Origin of the sequence: Pseudescherichia sp. (genome assembly GCF_031998825.1) — a bacterium.
Lineage (GTDB): Bacteria > Pseudomonadota > Gammaproteobacteria > Enterobacterales > Enterobacteriaceae > Pseudescherichia.
On record NZ_DAMACX010000001.1, the window covers coordinates 112,058 to 131,976 of the forward strand.

A 19,919-nucleotide genomic window follows, 5' to 3' on the forward strand; every position below is an offset into this window, starting at 1 on the left:
GGAATGGTTAAAAATAATTATGTTATATCGTAATGATTTTTAACGGTTTAGGGCTTACAGCGACTGCACGGACGCTGCCTCATGCTGCGTGACGTCCACCGGCATGCCCGAACGCACCACCATAACCTCATCCATCAGCGCGGCATCGGTCTCGGCAGCGGATTTAAAGCTCTCCATGCTCGCATTCAGCACCAGCGGCTGCGTTTTCGGATCGTCATTAATCGATTTCGACAGGGGTTGATGCACTTCAACCAGCCGCGTGCCGTCCGGCTCCACCGAGGCTTTTACCGGCGCGTTGATAATGTTCACCGGCGTCCCAGGGGTCACCTGGCGGAACAGCGTGGCAATATCGTTATCGCGCAGGCGAATACAGCCCGAGCTGACGCGCATCCCGATGCCAAAGTCGGCATTGGTACCGTGAATCAGATAGACGCCACCGTGGGCAGCCAGGCGGATCGCGTGGTGACCCATCGGGTTATTTGGCCCGGCGGGCACCACCGCAGGCAGATCAACGCCCTGTGCCTTATAGCGCGCACGAATATTAGCCGTCGGCGTCCAGGTTGGGTTAGCGCGTTTATCGGAGACGCGAGTCACCATCGTTGGTGTTAAGGTATCGCCCCCCAGTTGGCCAATGCCGATAGGGTAGATAGTCACCTCGTTCTTGCCTGGCTGGAACCAGTAGAGACGCAGCTCAGAGAGATTGATGACAATTCCCTGGCGCGGCACGTCCGGCAGCAGAGTCTGAAGCGGGATGGTCAGGACGCTGCCAGCGCGAGGTACGTAGGGATCTACGCCGGGGTTGGCCTGTAACAGCGCCAGAAAGCCGACGTTGTACTTCTTCGCGATGGCCTCCAGCGAGCCGCCATCGTTCTCAACAAGGTGAAAACGGTTCTCGCCCACCAGGCGACTGCCGTTAGCGGGAAGCGGCCAGGTGTTGGCATGGGCGGGGAGGGAGAGAGCCGCCGTCGCCGCAAGGGCCAGCAGCATTATCCAGCGAGCGATGCGCATCTGTTTCATCATTAATCCACCGTGCTTTTAGGTTGTAGTTACACAACTCATTGTTATGCAATTTATTGTTATGCAATAGTAAATGGAAAGTATGGACGGAAAATGTGTCTGGATGTTTCGTGAAACGCAAGGATTTGTAAAGTGTGGCGCACGCCCTGACAGCGTGCGCCAGGGGATCAGGCGATGGCGTTCTCCGCCAGCTCCTTCATAAAGTTACTCACCCACTCCATACGGGTTTTACGCTCGCCCAGCTCCTGCATAAACTTCAGCCGGGTAGGGCCATCGAGGCGGAAGTTCTGCGGCTGCTTTTGCAGCAGACCGATAAGCCAGGCCGGATTAACATGATTCTTCTCGGCAAACTCAATCGCACCGCCTTTGTCATTGCTCTCCAGCTTGCGGATGCCCAGCTTCTGCGCCTGCTGACGCAGTCGGGCCACCTCAAGCAGCGTTCGGGCAGGATCGGGAAGCAGGCCAAAGCGATCGATCAGCTCAACCTTAATCTCCTCCAGCTCGCTGCTGCTTTTGGCGCTGGCGACGCGCTTGTAGAATGACAGGCGAGTATTGACGTCAGGAATATAATCATCCGGCAGCAGGGCAGGCATCCGTAGCTCTACCTCGGTCTGCTGGTTGGTAAGATCCTCCAGCGACGGCTCGCGCCCGGCCTTCAGCGCGTCGACGGCGTTCTCCAGCAGCTCCATATAGAGCGAGAAGCCGATGGTCTCCATAGAGCCGCTCTGATCCTCCCCAAGCAGCTCGCCCGCGCCGCGGATCTCCAGGTCGTGGGTTGCCAGCGCAAAGCCTGCCCCCAGATCCTCCAGGGAGGCGATAGCTTCCAGACGCTTCTGCGCGTCGGTGGTCATCGCTTTCGGATGCGGGGTCAGCAGCCAGGCGTAGGCCTGGTGATGGGAGCGTCCGACACGACCACGGAGCTGGTGCAGCTGGGCAAGGCCAAAGTGATCCGCCCGCTCAATGATAATGGTGTTGGCGGTGGGAATGTCGATCCCGGTTTCAATAATGGTGGTACAGACTAGCACGTTAAAGCGCTGGTGATGGAAGTCGTTCATCACCCGCTCCAGCTCGCGCTCGCGCATCTGGCCGTGGCCGATGGCGATCCGTGCCTCCGGAACCAGCTCTGCCAGCCGCTGAGCTGCCTTCTGGATGTTCTCCACGTCGTTATAGAGGTAGTAGACCTGGCCCCCGCGCAGGATCTCACGCAGCATCGCCTCGCGTACGACCAGGCTATCGTACTCGCGCACGAAGGTTTTCACTGCCAGACGACGGGCGGGCGGCGTGGCGATAATCGACAGATCGCGCATGCCGCTCATCGCCATGTTCAGGGTCCGCGGGATTGGCGTGGCGGTGAGCGTCAGGATATCGACGTCGGCACGCATTGCCTTGATGCGCTCTTTGTGGCGCACCCCAAAGCGGTGCTCCTCATCGACGATCAGCAGGCCGAGATCGCGCCACTTCAGATCGCTTTGCAGCAGCTTATGGGTGCCGATCAGAATATCAACCTTGCCCTCTGCCGCATCGGCGAGCACCTGCGTCTGCTCTTTAGCGCTGCGGAAGCGTGACAGTAGCTCGATGCGTATCGGCCAGTTGGCGAAGCGATCGCGGAAGTTGTCGTAGTGCTGCTGGGCCAGCAGAGTAGTAGGCACCAGCACTGCGACCTGCTTATGGTTCTCCACCGCCAGGAAGGCGGCGCGCATCGCCACTTCGGTTTTACCGAAGCCCACGTCGCCGCACACCAAACGATCCATCGCCAGCGGCTGGCACATGTCGCTGAGGACGGCATTGATCGCCTGGGCCTGGTCCGGCGTAGTTTCAAACGGGAAGGCGTCGCAGAAGAGCTGATATTGCTCTTTGTCATGCTTAAAGGCGAAGCCGGTTTTGGCCGCGCGCTGGGCGTAGACGTCCAGCAGCTCGGCGGCCACGTCGCGCACTTTTTCCGCCGCCTTCTGTCGCGCCCGCGTCCAGGCGTCGCTGCCCAGCTTATGCAGCGGCGCATTCTCCTCTGCACCGCCCGCGTAGCGGCTAATCAGGTGCAGGGACGACACCGGCACGTAGAGCTTGGCATCGTTGGCGTAGGTCAGCATCAGGTATTCACCCTTAATGCCGCCCGCTTCGAGGGTGGTCATGCCCGCGTAGCGCCCAACCCCGTGTTCCAGATGCACCACCGGCTGGCCAGGGTGCAGCTCGGCAAGGTTGCGGATCAGCGTATCCGGGTTAATGGTCCGGCGGTTGTCCTGACGACGACGGGCAACGCGCTCGCCCAGCAGATCGCTCTCGCAGATCAGCGCCCGGTTGCGCAGGGTATCGACAAATCCACGCTCGGCCGCGCCGATCAGCAGGTAGCGCCCGCTGGCGGTGGCTTCATCAAGGCGTAGGATCCGCTTCGGAGCAACCTTAATACGGGCCAGCAGCTCACCCAGCGCCTCACGGCGACCCTCACTCTCCACGGAGAAGACCACCGGGCCTGTGAAGGACTCCAGGAACTTACGCAGGCTATCCAGAGGCGCTTTCTGCTGGGCCTGGATGGCCAGATCCGGCAGCGTCTGGTAGCCAAGGTTGGTATTGGCGGCCTTCTCCGCCAGCTGTTCGGTTTTCAGCTGAATGCGCGGCCAGCGCTTCAGCTCGGCAAACAGCTCATCGCTGCGCAGCCACAGCGTCTCCGGCGGCAGCAGGGGACGCATTGGATCGACGCCGCGATTCTCGTAACGGGCCTGAGTTTCGCTCTGGAAACGCACCGCGCTGGCATCGAGATCGCCGGTATTAATCACCAGCGTATTGGCCGGGAAGTAGCTAAACAGCGGCGGCAGCGGCTCGCTGAAAAACAGCGGCTGCCAGTACTCGATCCCGGCCGGCAGGGTGCCTTTGCTCACCTGCTGGTAGATATGTTCGGCGTCGCGCTTCACCTCAAAGGTATCGCGCCACTGGCTGCGGAACAGCTCAATGGCCGCCTTGTCGGTAGGGAACTCGTGAGCAGGCAGGAGGTTGATTGCGTCTACCTCTTCCAGGGTGCGCTGGGTATCGGGATCGAATAGCCGCAGGCTGTCGATTTCATCATCAAAGAAGTCGATGCGGTAGGGCTGGGCGCTACCCATTGGGTAGAGATCCAGCAGCGCGCCGCGGGTTGCGTATTCGCCATGCTCCATGACCTGGTCAACGTGGCGGTAGCCTGCGGTATCCAGCTGGGCGCGCAGGGCGTCACGGGAGAGGCGCTGACCCTTTTTCATCACCAGCGCGTGGCCGTGCAGATAGCTGTGCGGGCAGACGCGCTGCATCAGCGTGTTCACCGGCATGATCAGCACGCCGCGCTGCATAGCGGGCAGCTGGTAGAGCGTCGAGAGCCGGGAGGAGATGATCTCCTGGTGCGGGGAGAAGCTGTCGTAGGGCAGCGTCTCCCAGTCGGCGAGGTTCATCACCATACTGTCGGTAAACTGACGGATCTCATCATGCAGGCGCAGCGCGTTTTGCATATCAGGTGCAATCAGCACCACCGGGCCTGCGTGACGCTCAACGATTTCTGCCACTTCTGTGGCACAGGCGCTGCCTGTAAGCTCACCCAGTTGGCGCTGGTCACCCGCTTTGGCGGGAAGGGAGTAACGGTATTGTTCAGGCATAGCGAATATCGGGATCTCATGGGTTTATGCCCCCTAATATGGGGGCATATCACTGATACACAATGCAGTTTATTATCCTTAATCCTTCAATAGTAGCAAAGTTGCGCCATTAGCGGGTGGCAGGGTCCAGACGCAGCTTCTCCGGCGGTGAAAAAAGCACGTCGCCAAACAGGCGCACGGAGAGGCGGCGGATGGCCAGGCCCACCAGGGTACAGACCAGCAGACTCAGAATGGGGTAGACCAGCAGCAGGCCCAGCTCCAGCGTTGGCGAGAGCACGCCCTGGCGAAACAGCGGCAGCAGGGCAAGGCTGCTGCCTTCGATCAAAATGCGGTGAGTGGTGTAGATGGCGATAGTGTTGGAGCCAATCACGTTCAGGAGCCGATCCTCGCCGGGGGTAAAGCGCTGCTCCAGCCGCCAGAAGAGGGACATGATCAGCCAAGCCGACAGCAGCGAGAGCAGCACCGGCACGTTACAGAACCAGAGGGCCACCGCCACCAGCAGGGCAGGCACCAGGGGTAAAATTTGCCGGCGCAGGGGAATGTTTTGCAGCCAGCCCATAATGGTCACGCCGCACCAGGCGCCGAGAGCGTAGTAGATGACGTTACGCACCACGCTGTTCATCCCCCACCAGGGGAGCGGCAGGAAGTTGATTGCCACCGAAGCCAGCAGCATCAGCACCAGTGCGGGACGCTTCCAGCGGCTGAGGAGTTTGCATACCACGAAGTAGATCAGCAGGGCGTAGAGGTACCACAGGCTGGTGCTGGCGGTCAGCATGCCGTGCAGAAACTCGCTCAACGAGTCGGCGTAGGCGGCGTTAGCCGACTGGCTCAGGTCGCGCTCCGGAGCCAGCCAGCGGTTGAGAAGACCGATCCCCTGCCACTGTAAAACGCCCCACAGGGCCAGCACGTAGAAGATCGACCATAGCCGTTTGTCGATGCAGCTTTTCCACTCGACCTCGTTAATATAGCGGCGGATCAGGTAGCCGGAGATAAAGAAAAAGACCGGCATGCGGAAAGGAGCAAGGTAGAGATTCATATAGAGCCAGCATTTGGCAAGCAGGCCGGAGAGCGGGTGTTGCAGCCCTTCAAGATGGGGATAAAAGGTGATCACCGAGTGGTAGATAACGACCAGGCAAATGCATAACCCTTTGATCTGGTTAATCCACAATGCTTTTTGCTTCATTATTAATACGCCCGTGTTGCAATAAATTTCGGCGTTAATAGTGGTGAGAGTGGGCGAGGCTGTAATCGGTAACGCTCTGGATTTGCCCCGTTATCGGAAGTTTTCGGAAAAAGGCGATGCCCGCCATGCGCGGCATGGTCGATAAACTCTGCTTTAGCAAGTTGATTTTGAACAATTTTTTATCCTAATCCCCGATAATTCTTAGCGCATAAGCGATTTACCATCCCCGGTTTCGCTTATATACTCGTGAGTCTGCTCATCGCAACCAGACGGATGTTATGTATCAACCTGTCGCACTATTCATAGGCCTGCGCTATATGCGCGGGCGTGCAGCGGACCGCTTCGGTCGCTTTGTCTCCTGGCTCTCCACCATTGGCATTACGCTCGGCGTGATGGCGCTGGTGACCGTGCTGTCGGTGATGAACGGCTTCGAGCGCGAGCTGCAAAACAACATTCTGGGGCTGATGCCGCAGGCGGTTCTCTCCTCGGCCAATGGCTCACTCAACCCACAGCAGCTGCCAGCCAGCGCCGCGAAACTCCAGGGCGTCAGCCGCGTTGCGCCGTTGACCACCGGCGACGTGGTGTTACAGAGCGCGCGCAGCGTCTCGGTGGGGGTGATGCTCGGCATCGATCCCGCCCAAAAGGATCCGCTCACGCCGTACCTGGTGAACGTCAAGCAGACCGATCTGCAGCCGGGCAAATATAACGTGATCCTCGGCGAGCAGCTGGCCGGGCAGCTGGGCGTTAACCGCGGCGATCGGCTGCGGGTGATGGTGCCCTCCGCCAGCCAGTTCACGCCAATGGGCCGCCTGCCGAGCCAGCGACTCTTTACCGTGATCGGCACCTTTGCCGCCAACAGCGAAGTCGATGGCTACCAGATGCTGGTCAACATTCAGGACGCGTCACGCCTGATGCGCTACCCGGCGGGCAACATTACCGGCTGGCGGCTATGGCTCAACGAGCCGCTGAAGGTGGACGAACTCAGCCAGCAAGCGCTGCCGGACGGCACCAGGTGGCAGGACTGGCGCGATCGCAAAGGCGAGCTGTTCCAGGCCGTGCGCATGGAGAAGAACATGATGGGCCTGCTGCTGAGCCTGATCGTCGCCGTGGCCGCCTTCAACATCATCACCTCGCTGGGGCTGATGGTGATGGAGAAGCAGGGCGAAGTGGCGATCCTGCAAACCCAGGGGCTGACGCCGCGCCAGATCATGGCGGTCTTTATGGTGCAGGGGGCCAGCGCGGGGATTATCGGCGCGCTGCTCGGGGCCGTTCTGGGGGCGCTGCTGGCGAGCCAGCTTAACAATCTGATGCCGATCATTGGCGCGCTGCTGGACGGCGCGGCGCTGCCGGTGGCCATTGAGCCGCTGCAGGTCATTATTATTGCGCTGGTGGCGATGGCCATCGCGCTGCTCTCTACGCTCTATCCCTCATGGCGCGCCGCCGCCACCCAACCCGCTGAGGCTTTACGTTATGAATAAGATCCTGTTGCAATGCGACAACCTGTGCAAACGCTATCAGGAAGGGAACGTGCAGACCGACGTGCTGCACGATGTCAGCTTTAGCGTGAACGAAGGCGAAACCGTGGCGATTGTCGGCAGCTCCGGCTCCGGTAAGAGTACGCTGCTGCACCTGCTGGGGGGGCTGGATACGCCCACCTCCGGCGATGTGATTTTTGGCGATCGCCATCTAAGCCAGCTCTCCTCGACGGCGAAAGCCGAACTGCGCAACCGCGAGCTGGGCTTTATCTACCAGTTCCACCACCTGCTGCCGGACTTTACCGCCCAGGAGAACGTCGCCATGCCGCTGCTGATTGGCAAGCATAAACCGGCGGAGATTACCCAGCGGGCGCGGGATATGCTTCAGGCGGTGGGCCTGCTGCACCGGGCGAATCACCGTCCGTCAGAGCTCTCCGGCGGCGAGCGGCAGCGCGTGGCCATTGCCCGGGCGCTGGTGAACAACCCACGCCTGGTGCTGGCGGATGAGCCCACCGGTAACCTCGACGCGCGCAACGCCGACGCGATCTTTGCCCTGCTCGGCGAGCTGAACGCGTCCCAGGGAACGGCGTTTCTGGTGGTCACCCACGATCTGCAGCTGGCAAAACGCATGAGCCGCCAGATGGAGATGCGCGACGGCCACCTGAGCGCGGAGATGACGCTGATGGGGGCGCAGTAATGGCTTCACCTCTGTCGTTACTTCTTGCCCTGCGCTTTAGCCGTGGCCGTCGGCGCGGCGGCATGGTATCGCTGATCTCGGTGATCTCTACCATCGGCATTGCGCTAGGGGTGGCGGTGCTGATCGTCGGCCTGAGCGCCATGAACGGCTTTGAGCGCGAGTTGAATAACCGCATCCTCGCGGTAGTGCCTCACGGCGAGATCGAGCCGGTCAACCAGCCGTGGAGCAACTGGCGCGAGGCGCTGAGCAAGGTTGAGAAGGTGGCGGGGATTGAAGCCGCCGCGCCCTATATCAACTTCACCGGACTGGTAGAGAGCGGGGTAAACCTGCGCGCTATCCAGGTGAAAGGGGTCGATCCGCAGCAGGAGACCCGCCTGAGCGCGCTGCCGCACTATGTGCAGAATAATGCCTGGGCCAGCTTCAAGGCGGGCGAGCAGCAGGTGATCCTCGGCAAAGGCGTCGCCGAGGCGCTGAAGGTCAAGCAGGGCGACTGGGTGTCGGTCATGATCCCTAACGCCAGCGCTGACCATAAGCTACAGCAGCCGAAGCGCGTCAGGCTGCACGTCAGCGGAATTTTGCAGCTTAGCGGCCAGCTCGATCACAGTTTTGCCATGATCCCAATGCAGGATGCTCAGCAGTATCTGGAGATGAACGACGGCGTGACCGGGATTGCCATCAAGGTCAACGACGTCTTTAACGCCAATAAGCTGGTGCGCGATGCCGGCAGCGTGACCGACAGCTACGTCTACATCAAGAGCTGGATTGGCACCTACGGCTACATGTATCGCGATATCCAGATGATCCGCGCCATTATGTATCTGGCGATGGTGCTGGTGATCGGCGTGGCCTGCTTTAACATTGTCTCCACCCTGGTAATGGCGGTGAAGGACAAGAGCGGCGATATCGCCGTGCTGCGTACCCTCGGGGCGAAAGATGGACTTATCCGCGCGGTCTTCGTCTGGTATGGTCTGCTGGCCGGACTGTTCGGCAGCGTGGCGGGCGTGGTAATCGGCGTCGTAGTTGCTCTCCAGCTGACGCCGATTATCAACGGCCTTGAGACGCTGATCGGCCATCAGTTCCTGTCAGGGGATATCTACTTTATCGATTTCCTGCCGTCAGAGCTGCACGCGCTCGACGTGGTCTACGTGCTGGTGACCGCTCTGGTGCTGAGCCTGCTGGCGAGCTGGTATCCCGCCAGACGCGCCAGCAATATCGATCCGGCCCGAGTTTTAAGCGGGCAGTAGTTTGAGCAGGCAGTAGTTTGAGCAGGTAATCGTTTGAGCGGCCAGTAACAAGGAGTGGCGATGTATTACGGGCTGGACATTGGCGGGAGTAAAATTGCGCTGGGTGTATTCGACAGCGAGCGAAAGCTACAGTGGGAGCGGCGCATCGCCACGCCCCATGAGAGCTACAGCGCCTTTTTAGACGCCATCGCCGGGCTGGTACACGACGCCGACGCCCGCACGGGTGAAAAAGGTTCGGTGGGCATCGGCACTCCTGGCGTGCCGGTTACCGCTAACGGCACGCTCTACGCGGCAAATCTTCCTGCCGCCAGCGGCAGGGCGCTGCGGGCCGATCTCTGCGCCCTGCTGGGACGCGAGGTACGCCTCGATAACGACGCCAACTGCTTTGCTCTCTCGGAGGCCTGGGACGATGAGTTCGCCCGCTATCCGCTGGTGATGGGTCTGATCCTCGGCACCGGCGTCGGCGGTGGGCTGGTGTTTAACGGCAGAACGATTCCCGGTCACAGCTATATTACCGGTGAGTTTGGTCATATTCGCCTACCCGTCGATGCCCTTGAGATCCTCGGGCGTGATATTCCGCTTATCCGCTGCGGCTGCGGCCAGCTGGGCTGCATTGAAAACTATCTTTCAGGCCACGGCTTTGCATGGCTCTACAATCACTTCTACGATCAATCTCTGAACGCACCTGAAATAGTCGCTCTATGGGAACAGGGTGATGAGAGGGCGCTGGCGCATGTGGCTCGCTACGTTGAGCTGCTGGCCACCAGCCTGGGGACGATTTTGACCATCGTAGATCCGGATCTGCTGGTGATCGGCGGCGGGCTGTCAAACTTCGCCGCGCTGACCACGCTGTTGTCCGACCGTTTGCCGCTGCGTCTGCTGCCGGTTGCCCGGGTACCGCGCATTGAACGGGCCCGGTACGGCGACGCGGGCGGCATGCGTGGCGCAGCCTTCCTCCATCTCACCGATTAAGCACAAGAGGCCGATATGCAGTCGCGTCGTTTTAGCCGACTAAGCCGTTTTCGCCGCAACAAACGCCGTTTGCGCGAGCGTCTACGCCAGCGCATCTTTTTCAGAGACAGAGTGGTACCCGAAGTGATGGAAAAACCAAGAGTGGTCGTTTTGACCGGGGCGGGGATCTCCGCCGAATCGGGCATTCGTACCTTCCGCGCCGCCGACGGGCTGTGGGAGGAGCACCATGTAGAGGACGTTGCCACGCCGGAGGGGTTTGCCCGTAACCCAGAGCTGGTGCAGTCGTTCTATAACGCGCGCCGCCGCCAGCTCCAGCAGCCGGAGATTGCGCCTAACGCCGCGCATCTGGCGCTGGCTAAGCTGGAAGAGGCGCTTGGAGATCGCTTTCTGCTGATCACCCAGAATATCGATAACCTGCACGAGCGGGCAGGTAATAACAATGTGCTGCATATGCACGGCGAGCTGCTGAAGGTGCGCTGCGCCTCAAGTGGCCAGGTGCTGGAGTGGACGGGCGATGTTACGCAGGAAGACAAATGTCACTGCTGCCAGTTCCCGTCGGCGCTGCGCCCGCATGTGGTCTGGTTTGGTGAGATGCCCCTGGGCATGGACGAGATCTACAGCGCGCTGGCGCTGGCGGATCTGTTTATCGCCATCGGCACCTCCGGACACGTCTATCCCGCCGCCGGTTTTGTGCATGAGGCGAAGCTACAGGGGGCGCATACCGTCGAGCTTAACCTCGAACCGAGCCAGGTAGGCAGCGAGTTCGAAGAGAAGCACTACGGGCTGGCGAGCCAGGTGGTGCCGGAGTTTGTTGATCGGCTGCTGAAAGGGCTGTGATCCCCTGTGGGATCGCAGCATCGTCTCTTCTACAGCGCCTTGTGCAGATTGATCACCGTGCGCGCGTTTGAGGCGCTGGTAGCCAGCACGTCTATTACCCCGGTGCGCAGCGCCCCGAGGATCGCCGTCGCCTTGGTACTTTCCGAGGCAATAGCGATTACGCAGGGGATGGCCCGCAGCTGCTCAAGGCTGAGACCGATGACCCGGTCATTCATTACCGTATCCACCGGCGTGCCTTGAATATTAAAGAAGCTGTAGCCTGCCAGATCGCCCACTACCCCCTGCTGTTGACGCGCATTAACGATCTCCTGTGGCGTAAACCACCCCAGCTGCACCATGAAGCTGTTTTCATTCATATCGCCCAGACCGATCAGCGCCACGTCGGCCTTGCTGGCCTGCTCGAGGGTGGCCTTAATCAGCCGGTTCTGCATAAAGGCGGCGCGGAGATCCGGCGTCTCGACGTAGGCCGGGGCGTAGAGCGTCTCCGCGAAGCCGTTAAACTTGCGCGCCAGGTTACGGCTAATGTGGTCGGCGTCGATCAGCTGTCCATCACGCTTGGTGCCGCCGATGCCGCAGATAAAGCGGCACTGGCGCTCAGGGAAGATCCCCACGTGGTTGGCGACGGCGGCGACGTTGCGCCCCTGACCGACGGTGACGGTCATATCGTTCTTTAAAATACTCGCCAGATAGTTACTGACCAGGGCTGCAACCTGCTGGCGCTGCTCGTCCTCATCGTGGTGATCGAGGGCCACCAGCGCCCGCTTAATGCCAAAGTGCTGGATAAACTGCTGTTCAATTTGTGAACTGAAGACCGGATGGTACTTAACATTGATCTCAACGATGCCTTCCAGACGTGCTCTCTTCAGCAGTCGGCCCACCTTAATGCGCGAAATACCAAAGCGCTGGGCGATCTCCTCCTGGGTCTGTTCCTGCTCGTAATAAGCAACGGCAATCTCAGTCAGGAGTTCGTAATCAGAGTCTTGCTCAACCATCGCGTTCTGTTTCCTTTGCCTCAACCTCGCTAATACTACTGCGCTTTTATCACAAAATCCTGCACAACGCGTTGAACAATTGCACAATATCCTGCGGCGTCCCAGGCGGCACGGCCAATAAAAAGACCGTCAATGTCCGGCTGGGAGAGCAGCGGCACGGCGTTATCGAGATTGACGCTGCCGCCATAGAGCAGAACGATCTGCTGCCCGACCTCCTCGCCAAATAGCCCGCACAGGGCGTGGCGCAGCAGCTGATGAATAGCCGCTGCCTCTGCCGGTGAAGCGGGGGTGCCCTGTTCACCAATGGCCCATACCGGCTCGTAGGCCACAATGGTGCGCAGCGCCTCGTCCGGCGTAAGCCCATGCAGAGCAATTTTCATCTGGCGGATCACCGTCTCGGCTGAGACCTGCCAGCGTTTCTCATCGGCGCTGTCGCCAACGCAGACCAGCGGGCGCAGGCCGTGACGCAGCGCGGCGTGCACCTTGTTATTAATTGCCCCATCCGTTTCGTTAAACGCCGCCCGCCGCTCCGAGTGCCCCAGCTCTACCAGTGCCGCTCCGGTTTCGACAATCATGCTGGCCGAGATTTCACCTGTCCAGGCCCCGCACGTCTGTTCATGTATATTCTGTGCTCCCGTTAGGCACGGCAAATTATGCTTGCGGAAAAAGTCGGTCACCGGCTGGATTGCGGTAAAAGGCGGGATAAAAAAGGGCTGGATCGCCGGGTGCAGCACCGCTTGCAGCTGCGTCGCCAGCGTATCGCAGTAGGCCATCGCCTCTGAAAGAGGCTTGTTCATTTTCCAACTGGTACCGATCATGATGGGTTTAACGGACATGGGCTATCTCCTTAGCAATCAGCTTGATAGTTGTCATGTTATGCGCCTTTTTACTGCAAATGAACATATACTCATACTATGAACATATGTTAGATCACACTTTTGCGTTGATTCATTGCGCAGAAAACAATCTGTGACGGACATCACTATTAACTTCCGAAACATCAGTTAACGTTATGTTCATATGATTTGTACCTGAACATATGAACGTTAACCGCTTTCCCTGTCATGCGAGGTTAAAGATGTCCGTAGAGAAAAAACCTGTTGTTGCCGTTACCATTGGCGATCCTGCCGGGATTGGTCCGGAAATCACCGTTGCCACCTTAATGGATAAAGACCTCTATGAAGAGTGCAAACCTTTCCTGATTGGCTCTGTACCTATCATTGAGCGCGCCATGAAGATCCAGGGCTGTGACTTCCCGATCAATAAGATCGCTCATCCGGATCAGGCCAAATTCCAGTGGGGGACTCTCGACGTGCTGGAGACCGGTGACTACGACTATGAGAGCATCGAGTGGGGCAAGGTCCAGCAGCTGGCGGGCCAGATGTCGCTGGACTACGTGATGAAGTCTATCGAGCTGGGCATGGCCGGAGCGATCGATGTGGTCTCTACCGCACCAATCCATAAAGAGGCCATCAAGCTGGCGGGCTGTAAGCTACCAGGCCACACCGAAATCTACCAGGTTGAGACCCGCTCCGACTACGGCCTGACTATGTTCCACGTGCAGAAGCTGCGCGTCTTCTTTGTTAGCCGTCATATGGCGCTAAAAGATGCCTGCGATTACGCCAACAAAGAGCGCGTCCTGGCCTGCGTCCAGCAGATCCACCACGAGTTCAACGCCCTGAACATCAAAAACCCGCTCATTGCCGTTGCCGCCCTCAACCCGCACGGCTCGGACAACGGCCTGTTTGGGCATGAAGAGGCCGACAACCTGATCCCGGCAGTAAAAGCGGCTCAGGAGATGGGTATCAACGCCGTCGGTCCAATCCCGGCTGACTCCGTTTTCCACCTCGGGAAACAGGGTAAATATGACGCGATCCTCTCCCTGTACCACGATCAGGGCCATATCGCCTGTAAAACCCTCGACTTTGAGCGCTCCATTACCATCACCTTCGGTCTGCCGTTTATGCGCAGCTCGGTTGACCACGGTACGGCGTTTGATATCGCCGGCACCGGCAAAGCCGGGACGGTGAGTATGCTCGAATCCACGGTGGTCGCCGCGCGTTACTGGAAAATGAAACAACAGTAAACCTCCGGGCAACCGGGCAACGAGAGGCAGAGAGATGGATAAACATCTGTTAATCAGCAAAGGCAGTAAGGGGTGGGGTGGTCCGCTTACCGTCGAGATTTCGCAGCCGAAGAAGATTGCCTATATCACCGGCGGGATCCGTCCCCCGGTTGTTGACAGGCTGAGCGAGCTGACCGGCTGGCCTTCGGTAGACGTCTTTAAGCACGGCGAACCGGCGGAAGATGAGATCGGGATTATGGTTATCGACTGCGGCGGCACCCTGCGCTGCGGTCTCTATCCGAAGCGCGGCATTCCCACCATCAACCTGCTTCCGACGGGTAAAAGCGGGCCGCTGGCGGAGTATATTCACGAGGCGATCTACGTCTCCGGCGTGACCCCGGCCTGCATCGAGATGGTCTATCCGGCAGGCGAGGGCGGCAAGCTGGGGATCGTCGCCGACGATCTCACCGGGGCGACCACGGTCGGCGTTCTGCTGGCCCGCAGCGGCCTGAAGACGGCGGCCTTCTTTGATACCGACTCCTTTGCACGCAACGACGTTGAGTATCCGGCAATGGTAGTGAGCAGCGACAGCCGCCCGCTGCCGAAAGCCGAGGCGCAGCAGCGCGTTAGCGCCGCGGTGACGGAGCTGAAGGCGCGCGGGGCGCAGTACTTTACCAAGCGCATCGATACCACCCTGCGCGGCGGGATCGGCTATGAGATCGACGCCATGCTCGATCTGCTGCCCCAGAAGACGGTGGCGGTGGTTGTCCCGGCGATGCCACAGTCCCGCCGCATTCTGGTGGGCGGCTACTCGGTGATTGACTCGGTGGCGCTCTCCTGCACCGACGTGGCCCGCGACGTGCGCACGCCGGTGACTGAGTCCTGGGTGCCCGGCCTGCTGGCTGCCCAGACCCGACATCAGGTGGGCCATATCGATCTGGCCCAGGTGATGAAAGGCGAGACCTCCGTTCAGCAGGCGCTGCGGAGCCGGGAGCAGGACGGCTCCCGGGTGATCGTGGTCGATGCCATCACCCTTGACGACGTCGATGCTATTGCCCGGGCGGTAGTTTCCCTGAACTGGAACGTGTTGGCAGTCGATCCCGGCCCCTTCACTGAACGGCTGGCGGTGCATCGCGGCCTGATGCGCGAGCAGAAGCGTGTCTCCCAGCGCCCACTTACCCGCGACGAGCAGCAGGGTTCGATCGTGATAGTTGCAGGCAGCGCCACGCCGGTAACTAAAAGGCAGCTCGGCCACCTGATCGCCAATGACGATCGCGTTTGTCATATCCCTGTTGATGCCGAACTGCTGGTCGACAGGCAGAACGCGGCAGAGATTGAGGTAAGCCGCATCGTACGCCAGGCCAGGGAGTGCGTGACCGGCCACCGCAACGCGCTGTTTGTCTTTGAGTCCGCCCTCACCGGCAGGCTGCTGGATCTTAAGGAGGAGGAGAAGCGCTTCGATCTGCCCCACGGCCAGGCGGCAGAGAATATCAACTGTGGTCTGGGCAGCGTGGTGAAGGAGGTACTCAACTGTGCACCGCAGGAGATCAAAGGTCTGTACATGACCGGCGGCGATACCATGGTTAACGTCCTGAAAGAGCTGGGGGCCACGGGAATCGAGATGATCGACTACGTTATTCCGCAAACCGATATGGTGAGAATTATCGGCGGCGACTATGCGGGCCTGGTATGCGTTGGCAAAGGTGGTTTAACCGGCCCGGAAGATATTATTAGCACCATCGTTGAACATATTTATAAAGAAGCATTACAAAAATAATAAAAAAACGATCGTAAGGCACGACGTAATGGGTTGGCCAATACCGTTGCGTCGTAACATATAAACCTTCTGTATCCGTGTGCGAGTAACCCTATGAATATTAATATTCTTGAAAAGATGAATAAGGTCCCTGGCGGACTGATTATTATTCCGCTCGTTGCCGCTATTCTACTTAATACTTTCGTTCCACAGGCGTTAACCATCGGCGGGCCGACCACCGCGCTGTTTAAAGTCGGATCCAGCGCGATGATGGGCATATTTCTGCTTATTTGCGGCACCTCGATTAATATTCGCCAGGCTGGGCTGCCACTCTACAAGGGCGCGGTGCTGCTGATCCTGAAGTGCATCGCCGGGGCGTTGGCCGTGTGGGTGATGGGATCGTGGTTTGGCCCGGCAGGCTTCCTCGGTATCTCTACCCTGGCGTTTGTCGCCTGCCTCACCAGCTCCAATAGCTCGCTCTATATTGCGCTGTGCAGCAACTACGGCGACGCCAGCGATGCCGGTGCCATCTCAGTGTTCTGTATCAAAGATGGTCCCTTCGTCACTATGATGGTGCTGGGGGTCAGCGGCCTGGCGAATATTCCCTTTGCCGCCCTGATGTCGATGCTTATTCCGCTGCTGATCGGCATGCTGTGGGGCAACCTTGACGAGCGCTTTAAGCAGCTTTGCGCCGCCGCCCAGCCGCTGATCATTATTATTATGTCGTTCGCCATTGGGGCTAATTCCAGTATTGATACCGTGTTTACCGCCGGTCTGTCCGGGATTGTGCTCGGCGTTATCTCTGCCGTGAGCGGGATTATCTTCTACTTCCTCTATAACCTGTTCCTGAAGAAGAAAACCGCGCTGGGGGCCGCGCTGGGCACCACCGCCGCCAGCTCGGCGCTGACCCCGGCGATGGTGGCCCAGGCCGATCCCTCTTTAGCCATCTATGTCGATGCGGCCACTGCCCAGTTGGCCACCGCCAGCATTATCACCATGCTTACCGCCCCGGTGCTGGTGGCCTGGTTTGATAAGCGGCTGAAGGCCCGTACACCGCAGCCGGAAGCCGTGCCGGAGAGAAAAGAGGCCACGCTCCCGCTCGCTTCCCAGGTGACAAAGGGGAATAAATAGCATGTCATTACCCTTTTATCAGCTTGAGGTGGTGTCGGTGGGTAAATTTGTCGCCGGATATCTGCAAGAGAATAAGCTGATTTTATTTGCTGAGCCGGTCCCCGAGGATATTGCCGACTATTGTGCCGTGCATCGACCGGGTAAATTTAATGGTGTTCTGCTCCCCGGCCAGACGGTGAAAATAGATAACATTGACTATCGTATTAGCGCCGTAGGCAGCGTCGCAACGGCAAATTTAAAACAGCTGGGTCATATTACATTAAGTTTTGATGGTGCGAAGCGTCCAGAGTTACCCGGTACGGTACATCTTTGTGGCCAGCGACCGCAGACTATTTGTCCTGGAGATCGAATCGCTTTTTATAGCTAACGTCAGCTTCTCTTTTTATTATCGCAATTTAAGGAAACGTTATGAAAACTATCGCTATTGGCGCGGATGATGCCGCCTATGCATTTCGCGATGCCATCGTAAATTATTTAGCCGAGCAGGGGATGACCGTTGCAGATTACAGCAGCGATAAACGTCAGGACGCCGACTACTATCCCGACGTTGCTCATCAGGTGGCAATGGCGGTGAAACAGGGCGAACACGATCGCGCCATTTTAATTTGCGGTACCGGGATTGGCATGAGCATTGTGGCAAATAAAGTTCCCGGCGTACGGGCGGCCCAGTGCCACGACACTTTCTCTGCCGAGCGCGCCCGCAAAAGCAATAACGCACAGGTTATTACCCTTGGCGCGCGAGTGATTGGCCCGGAGCTGGGTAAAAAGATCGTTCAGGCCTGGCTGGATTCGGAATATGAAGGGGGCGGATCGGCCGCGAAGGTGGAACGTATCGATTATTACCAGAACCAGCATGCCAGAGACTGACATTTTGCGCCACAGTGGGGAAAAGGTATGAACCAGCTAGAAGCCTTAAAACAGTTTACGGTCGTCGTGGCGGATACCGGCGACATCGACTCGATTAAAAGATTTGCGCCACAGGATGCGACCACTAACCCGTCGCTGGTGCTGAAGGCGGCGCAGCTGCCCCAGTACCAGGGGCTGATTGCCGATGCCATCGGCAAAGCCCGCCGTCAGGGCGGTAACAGCGACACCCAGCTGATTAACGCCTGCGACCAGGTGGCGGTGGATATTGGCACCGAGGTGCTGCGTCACGTGCCGGGGCGTATCTCCACCGAGGTGGACGCCCGCTTTGCCTGGGACCGTGGGATGTGCGTCTCCCGGGCGCGCAAGCTGATCCAACTCTATCAGCAGAACGGTGTCGATCCATCGCGTATTTTGATCAAGCTGGCGGCAACCTGGGAGGGGATCCGCGCCGCCGAGGAGCTGGAGCGAACCGGCATTAACTGTAACCTGACGCTGCTCTTCTCCTTTGCCCAGGCGCGGGCCTGTGCGGAGGCGGGAGTCTATCTGATTTCACCTTTCGTCGGTCGCATCTATGACTGGTATCAGCAGCATGAGCCACAGGATGAGTATGCGGCGCACAGCGATCCGGGAGTTAAGTCGGTGCAGGCTATTTATCAATACTATAAGGCCCACGGCTACGAGACGGTGGTGATGGGGGCCAGCTTCCGTCGTATTGAGCAGGTCCAGGCTCTGGCGGGCTGCGACCGCCTGACTATCTCTCCGGCACTGCTCGACGAGCTGGCGGCCTGCAATGCACCGCTGAGCCGGGCGCTGGAGCCGGGCTGCGTCAGCGAAACGCGCCCCAGCCCAATGACCCAGGCCGAGTTCCTGTGGCAGCACCATCAGGATCCGATGGCGGTTGATAAGCTGGCCGAGGGGATCCGCCTCTTTGCCAGAGATCAGATCAAGCTAGAAAACCAGATCCGGCAGATGCTGTAATGCGATAAAGCCCGGCACAGAGTACGCGCCGGGCATTTCAGGCTTAACGACCCGCCTTTAGCTTCTGGTAGTAGCTCTCATAGATGGCGCTGGCCTGGCCAACATCATTCTGCCACTCGCCTTTACTGACGGTCTCGGCATCCGGATAGAGCGACTTATCGTTGGCTACCGCCGGGGTGAGCAGCTTGCGCGCCGCGAGGTTAGGCGTCGGATAGCCAATAGTCTCCGCTACCTGTTTTGCCACGTCCGGGCGCAGCAGGAAGTTGATTAGCTTAAGCGCACCATCAACGTTTTTCGCGTTGGCCGGGATCGCCAGACTATCCATCCAGAAGATGCCGCCCTCTTCAGGCCACACCACCGTCAGCGGCGTACCGTTCTGGCGCGCCACATAGGCAGAGCCGTTCCAGACCATCCCCAGGTTTACCTCACCCTCCATGTAGGGGTTGGCCGGATTATCGGAGTTGAAGGCTGCGACGTTTGGCATCAGCTTTTGCAGCTCGTGGTAGGCCGCCTCAATCTCTTTTGGGTCGGTGGTGTTACCGGAGTAGCCCAGCTTGCGCAGCGCCATCTGGAACACTTCTCGGGCATCGTCGGTCAGCACCAGGCTGCTCTTATACTCCGGCTTCCACAGATCGGCCCAGCGGGTAATGCTTTTCGGATCGATCGCTTCGCTGTTGACTCCGATTGCCGTCGCGCCCCAGATATAGGGGATAGAGTAGTCGTTGCTCGGATCGAACGGCTTGTTCAGCACCTCGGGATCAAGATTGCTGAAGTTGGTCAGCTTGCTCTTATCGATCTTCTGGATCATCCCCTCTTTGCGCATCTTATCAACAAAGTAGGTGGAGGGCACAACCAGATCGTAAGCACCGTCCTTATAGGTTTTGAGCTTGGCATACATGGTCTCGTTCGACTCATAGGTCGAATAGATCACCTTGATGCCGGTCTCCCTGGTAAACTGCTCCAGCAGGCCTGGCGGCACATACTCGGTCCAGTTATAGAAGTAGAGGGTCTTATTATCCTCGGCATGGGCGGCACTCACGCTGAGCGCCAGGGCTCCTGCGGCGAGCAGGTGGCGTGACCAGTTTTTCATT

General features: G+C 58.9%; 17 protein-coding genes. 11 read left to right on the forward strand and 6 right to left on the reverse strand.

The window, feature by feature from the left end:
- Window positions 1-54: 54 nt before the first annotated feature.
- From RTP97_RS00590 to RTP97_RS00600, 3 genes are all read right to left on the reverse strand, one after another.
- Window positions 55-1,020, reverse strand: a complete 966-nt coding sequence (locus RTP97_RS00590) for a L,D-transpeptidase family protein (protein ID WP_312409886.1) — start codon at window positions 1,018-1,020, stop codon at window positions 55-57.
- Between the two features lie 164 nt (window positions 1,021-1,184).
- A complete protein-coding gene (gene mfd / locus RTP97_RS00595; RefSeq protein WP_312409887.1) occupies window positions 1,185-4,631 on the reverse strand; it encodes a transcription-repair coupling factor in 3,447 nt (1,148 codons plus the stop codon).
- 109 nt (window positions 4,632-4,740) lie between these two features.
- Window positions 4,741-5,814 (reverse strand): acyltransferase family protein, encoded by a 1,074-nt coding sequence (locus RTP97_RS00600; RefSeq protein WP_312409888.1) that lies wholly within the window; start codon window positions 5,812-5,814, stop codon window positions 4,741-4,743.
- Window positions 5,815-6,092: 278 nt separating this feature from the next.
- On the opposite strand from RTP97_RS00600, the gene lolC reads away from it, so the two are divergent.
- From lolC to cobB, 5 genes are read left to right on the forward strand one after another with little or no spacing between them, the layout of a single operon-like run.
- Window positions 6,093-7,292 carry a lipoprotein-releasing ABC transporter permease subunit LolC gene (lolC, locus tag RTP97_RS00605; RefSeq protein ID WP_312409889.1) on the forward strand — a complete coding sequence of 400 codons (1,200 nt, stop codon included), beginning with the start codon at window positions 6,093-6,095 and terminating at the stop codon, window positions 7,290-7,292.
- Window positions 7,285-7,986 (forward strand): lipoprotein-releasing ABC transporter ATP-binding protein LolD, encoded by a 702-nt coding sequence (gene lolD / locus RTP97_RS00610; protein WP_144812314.1) that lies wholly within the window; start codon window positions 7,285-7,287, stop codon window positions 7,984-7,986. The genes lolC and lolD overlap by 8 nt, the downstream gene beginning before the upstream one ends.
- On the forward strand, window positions 7,986-9,230 hold the full coding sequence (gene lolE / locus RTP97_RS00615) for a lipoprotein-releasing ABC transporter permease subunit LolE (protein WP_312409890.1): 1,245 nt from the start codon (window positions 7,986-7,988) through the stop codon (window positions 9,228-9,230). The genes lolD and lolE overlap by 1 nt, the downstream gene beginning before the upstream one ends.
- A 60-nt stretch (window positions 9,231-9,290) precedes the next feature.
- Window positions 9,291-10,202 (forward strand): N-acetylglucosamine kinase, encoded by a 912-nt coding sequence (gene nagK, locus RTP97_RS00620; protein WP_312409891.1) that lies wholly within the window; start codon window positions 9,291-9,293, stop codon window positions 10,200-10,202.
- A 15-nt stretch (window positions 10,203-10,217) separates the two neighbouring features.
- Window positions 10,218-11,039, forward strand: a complete 822-nt coding sequence (gene cobB, locus RTP97_RS00625; RefSeq protein WP_312409892.1) for a Sir2 family NAD+-dependent deacetylase — start codon at window positions 10,218-10,220, stop codon at window positions 11,037-11,039.
- Window positions 11,040-11,068: 29 nt separating this feature from the next.
- On the opposite strand, the gene RTP97_RS00630 is transcribed toward cobB, so the two are convergent.
- Both RTP97_RS00630 and RTP97_RS00635 read right to left on the reverse strand, forming a co-directional pair.
- A complete protein-coding gene (locus RTP97_RS00630) occupies window positions 11,069-12,031 on the reverse strand; it encodes a sugar-binding transcriptional regulator (protein WP_312409893.1) in 963 nt (320 codons plus the stop codon).
- 35 nt (window positions 12,032-12,066) lie between these two features.
- Window positions 12,067-12,867, reverse strand: coding sequence for a triose-phosphate isomerase (locus RTP97_RS00635; RefSeq protein ID WP_312409894.1), 801 nt, complete (start codon window positions 12,865-12,867; stop codon window positions 12,067-12,069).
- 242 nt (window positions 12,868-13,109) lie between these two features.
- Here RTP97_RS00635 and pdxA point away from each other — a divergent pair, with 242 nt between their 5' ends.
- The 6 genes from pdxA to tal all read left to right on the forward strand — a co-directional run bounded on the left by pdxA (window position 13,110) and on the right by tal (window position 18,828).
- Complete coding sequence (gene pdxA / locus RTP97_RS00640; RefSeq protein WP_312409895.1) at window positions 13,110-14,117, forward strand: 4-hydroxythreonine-4-phosphate dehydrogenase PdxA; 1,008 nt, start codon at window positions 13,110-13,112, stop codon at window positions 14,115-14,117.
- Window positions 14,118-14,151: 34 nt separating this feature from the next.
- Window positions 14,152-15,873, forward strand: coding sequence for a four-carbon acid sugar kinase family protein (locus RTP97_RS00645; RefSeq protein WP_312409896.1), 1,722 nt, complete (start codon window positions 14,152-14,154; stop codon window positions 15,871-15,873).
- A 93-nt stretch (window positions 15,874-15,966) separates the two neighbouring features.
- A complete protein-coding gene (locus RTP97_RS00650) occupies window positions 15,967-16,983 on the forward strand; it encodes a 2-keto-3-deoxygluconate permease (RefSeq protein WP_312409898.1) in 1,017 nt (338 codons plus the stop codon).
- Between the two features lies 1 nt (window position 16,984).
- A complete protein-coding gene (locus tag RTP97_RS00655; protein WP_312409899.1) occupies window positions 16,985-17,350 on the forward strand; it encodes a PTS glucitol/sorbitol transporter subunit IIA in 366 nt (121 codons plus the stop codon).
- Window positions 17,351-17,391: 41 nt separating this feature from the next.
- Window positions 17,392-17,850, forward strand: a complete 459-nt coding sequence (rpiB, locus tag RTP97_RS00660; RefSeq protein ID WP_312409900.1) for a ribose 5-phosphate isomerase B — start codon at window positions 17,392-17,394, stop codon at window positions 17,848-17,850.
- Between the two features lie 27 nt (window positions 17,851-17,877).
- Entirely contained in the window at window positions 17,878-18,828 is a 951-nt protein-coding gene (tal, locus tag RTP97_RS00665) for a transaldolase (RefSeq protein ID WP_312409901.1), read from the forward strand.
- Between the two features lie 43 nt (window positions 18,829-18,871).
- On the opposite strand, the gene potD is transcribed toward tal, so the two are convergent.
- Window positions 18,872-19,918: a spermidine/putrescine ABC transporter substrate-binding protein PotD gene (gene potD, locus RTP97_RS00670; protein ID WP_312409904.1), complete on the reverse strand. Its 1,047-nt coding sequence runs from the start codon at window positions 19,916-19,918 to the stop codon at window positions 18,872-18,874.
- Between the last annotated feature and the right edge of the window lies 1 nt (window position 19,919).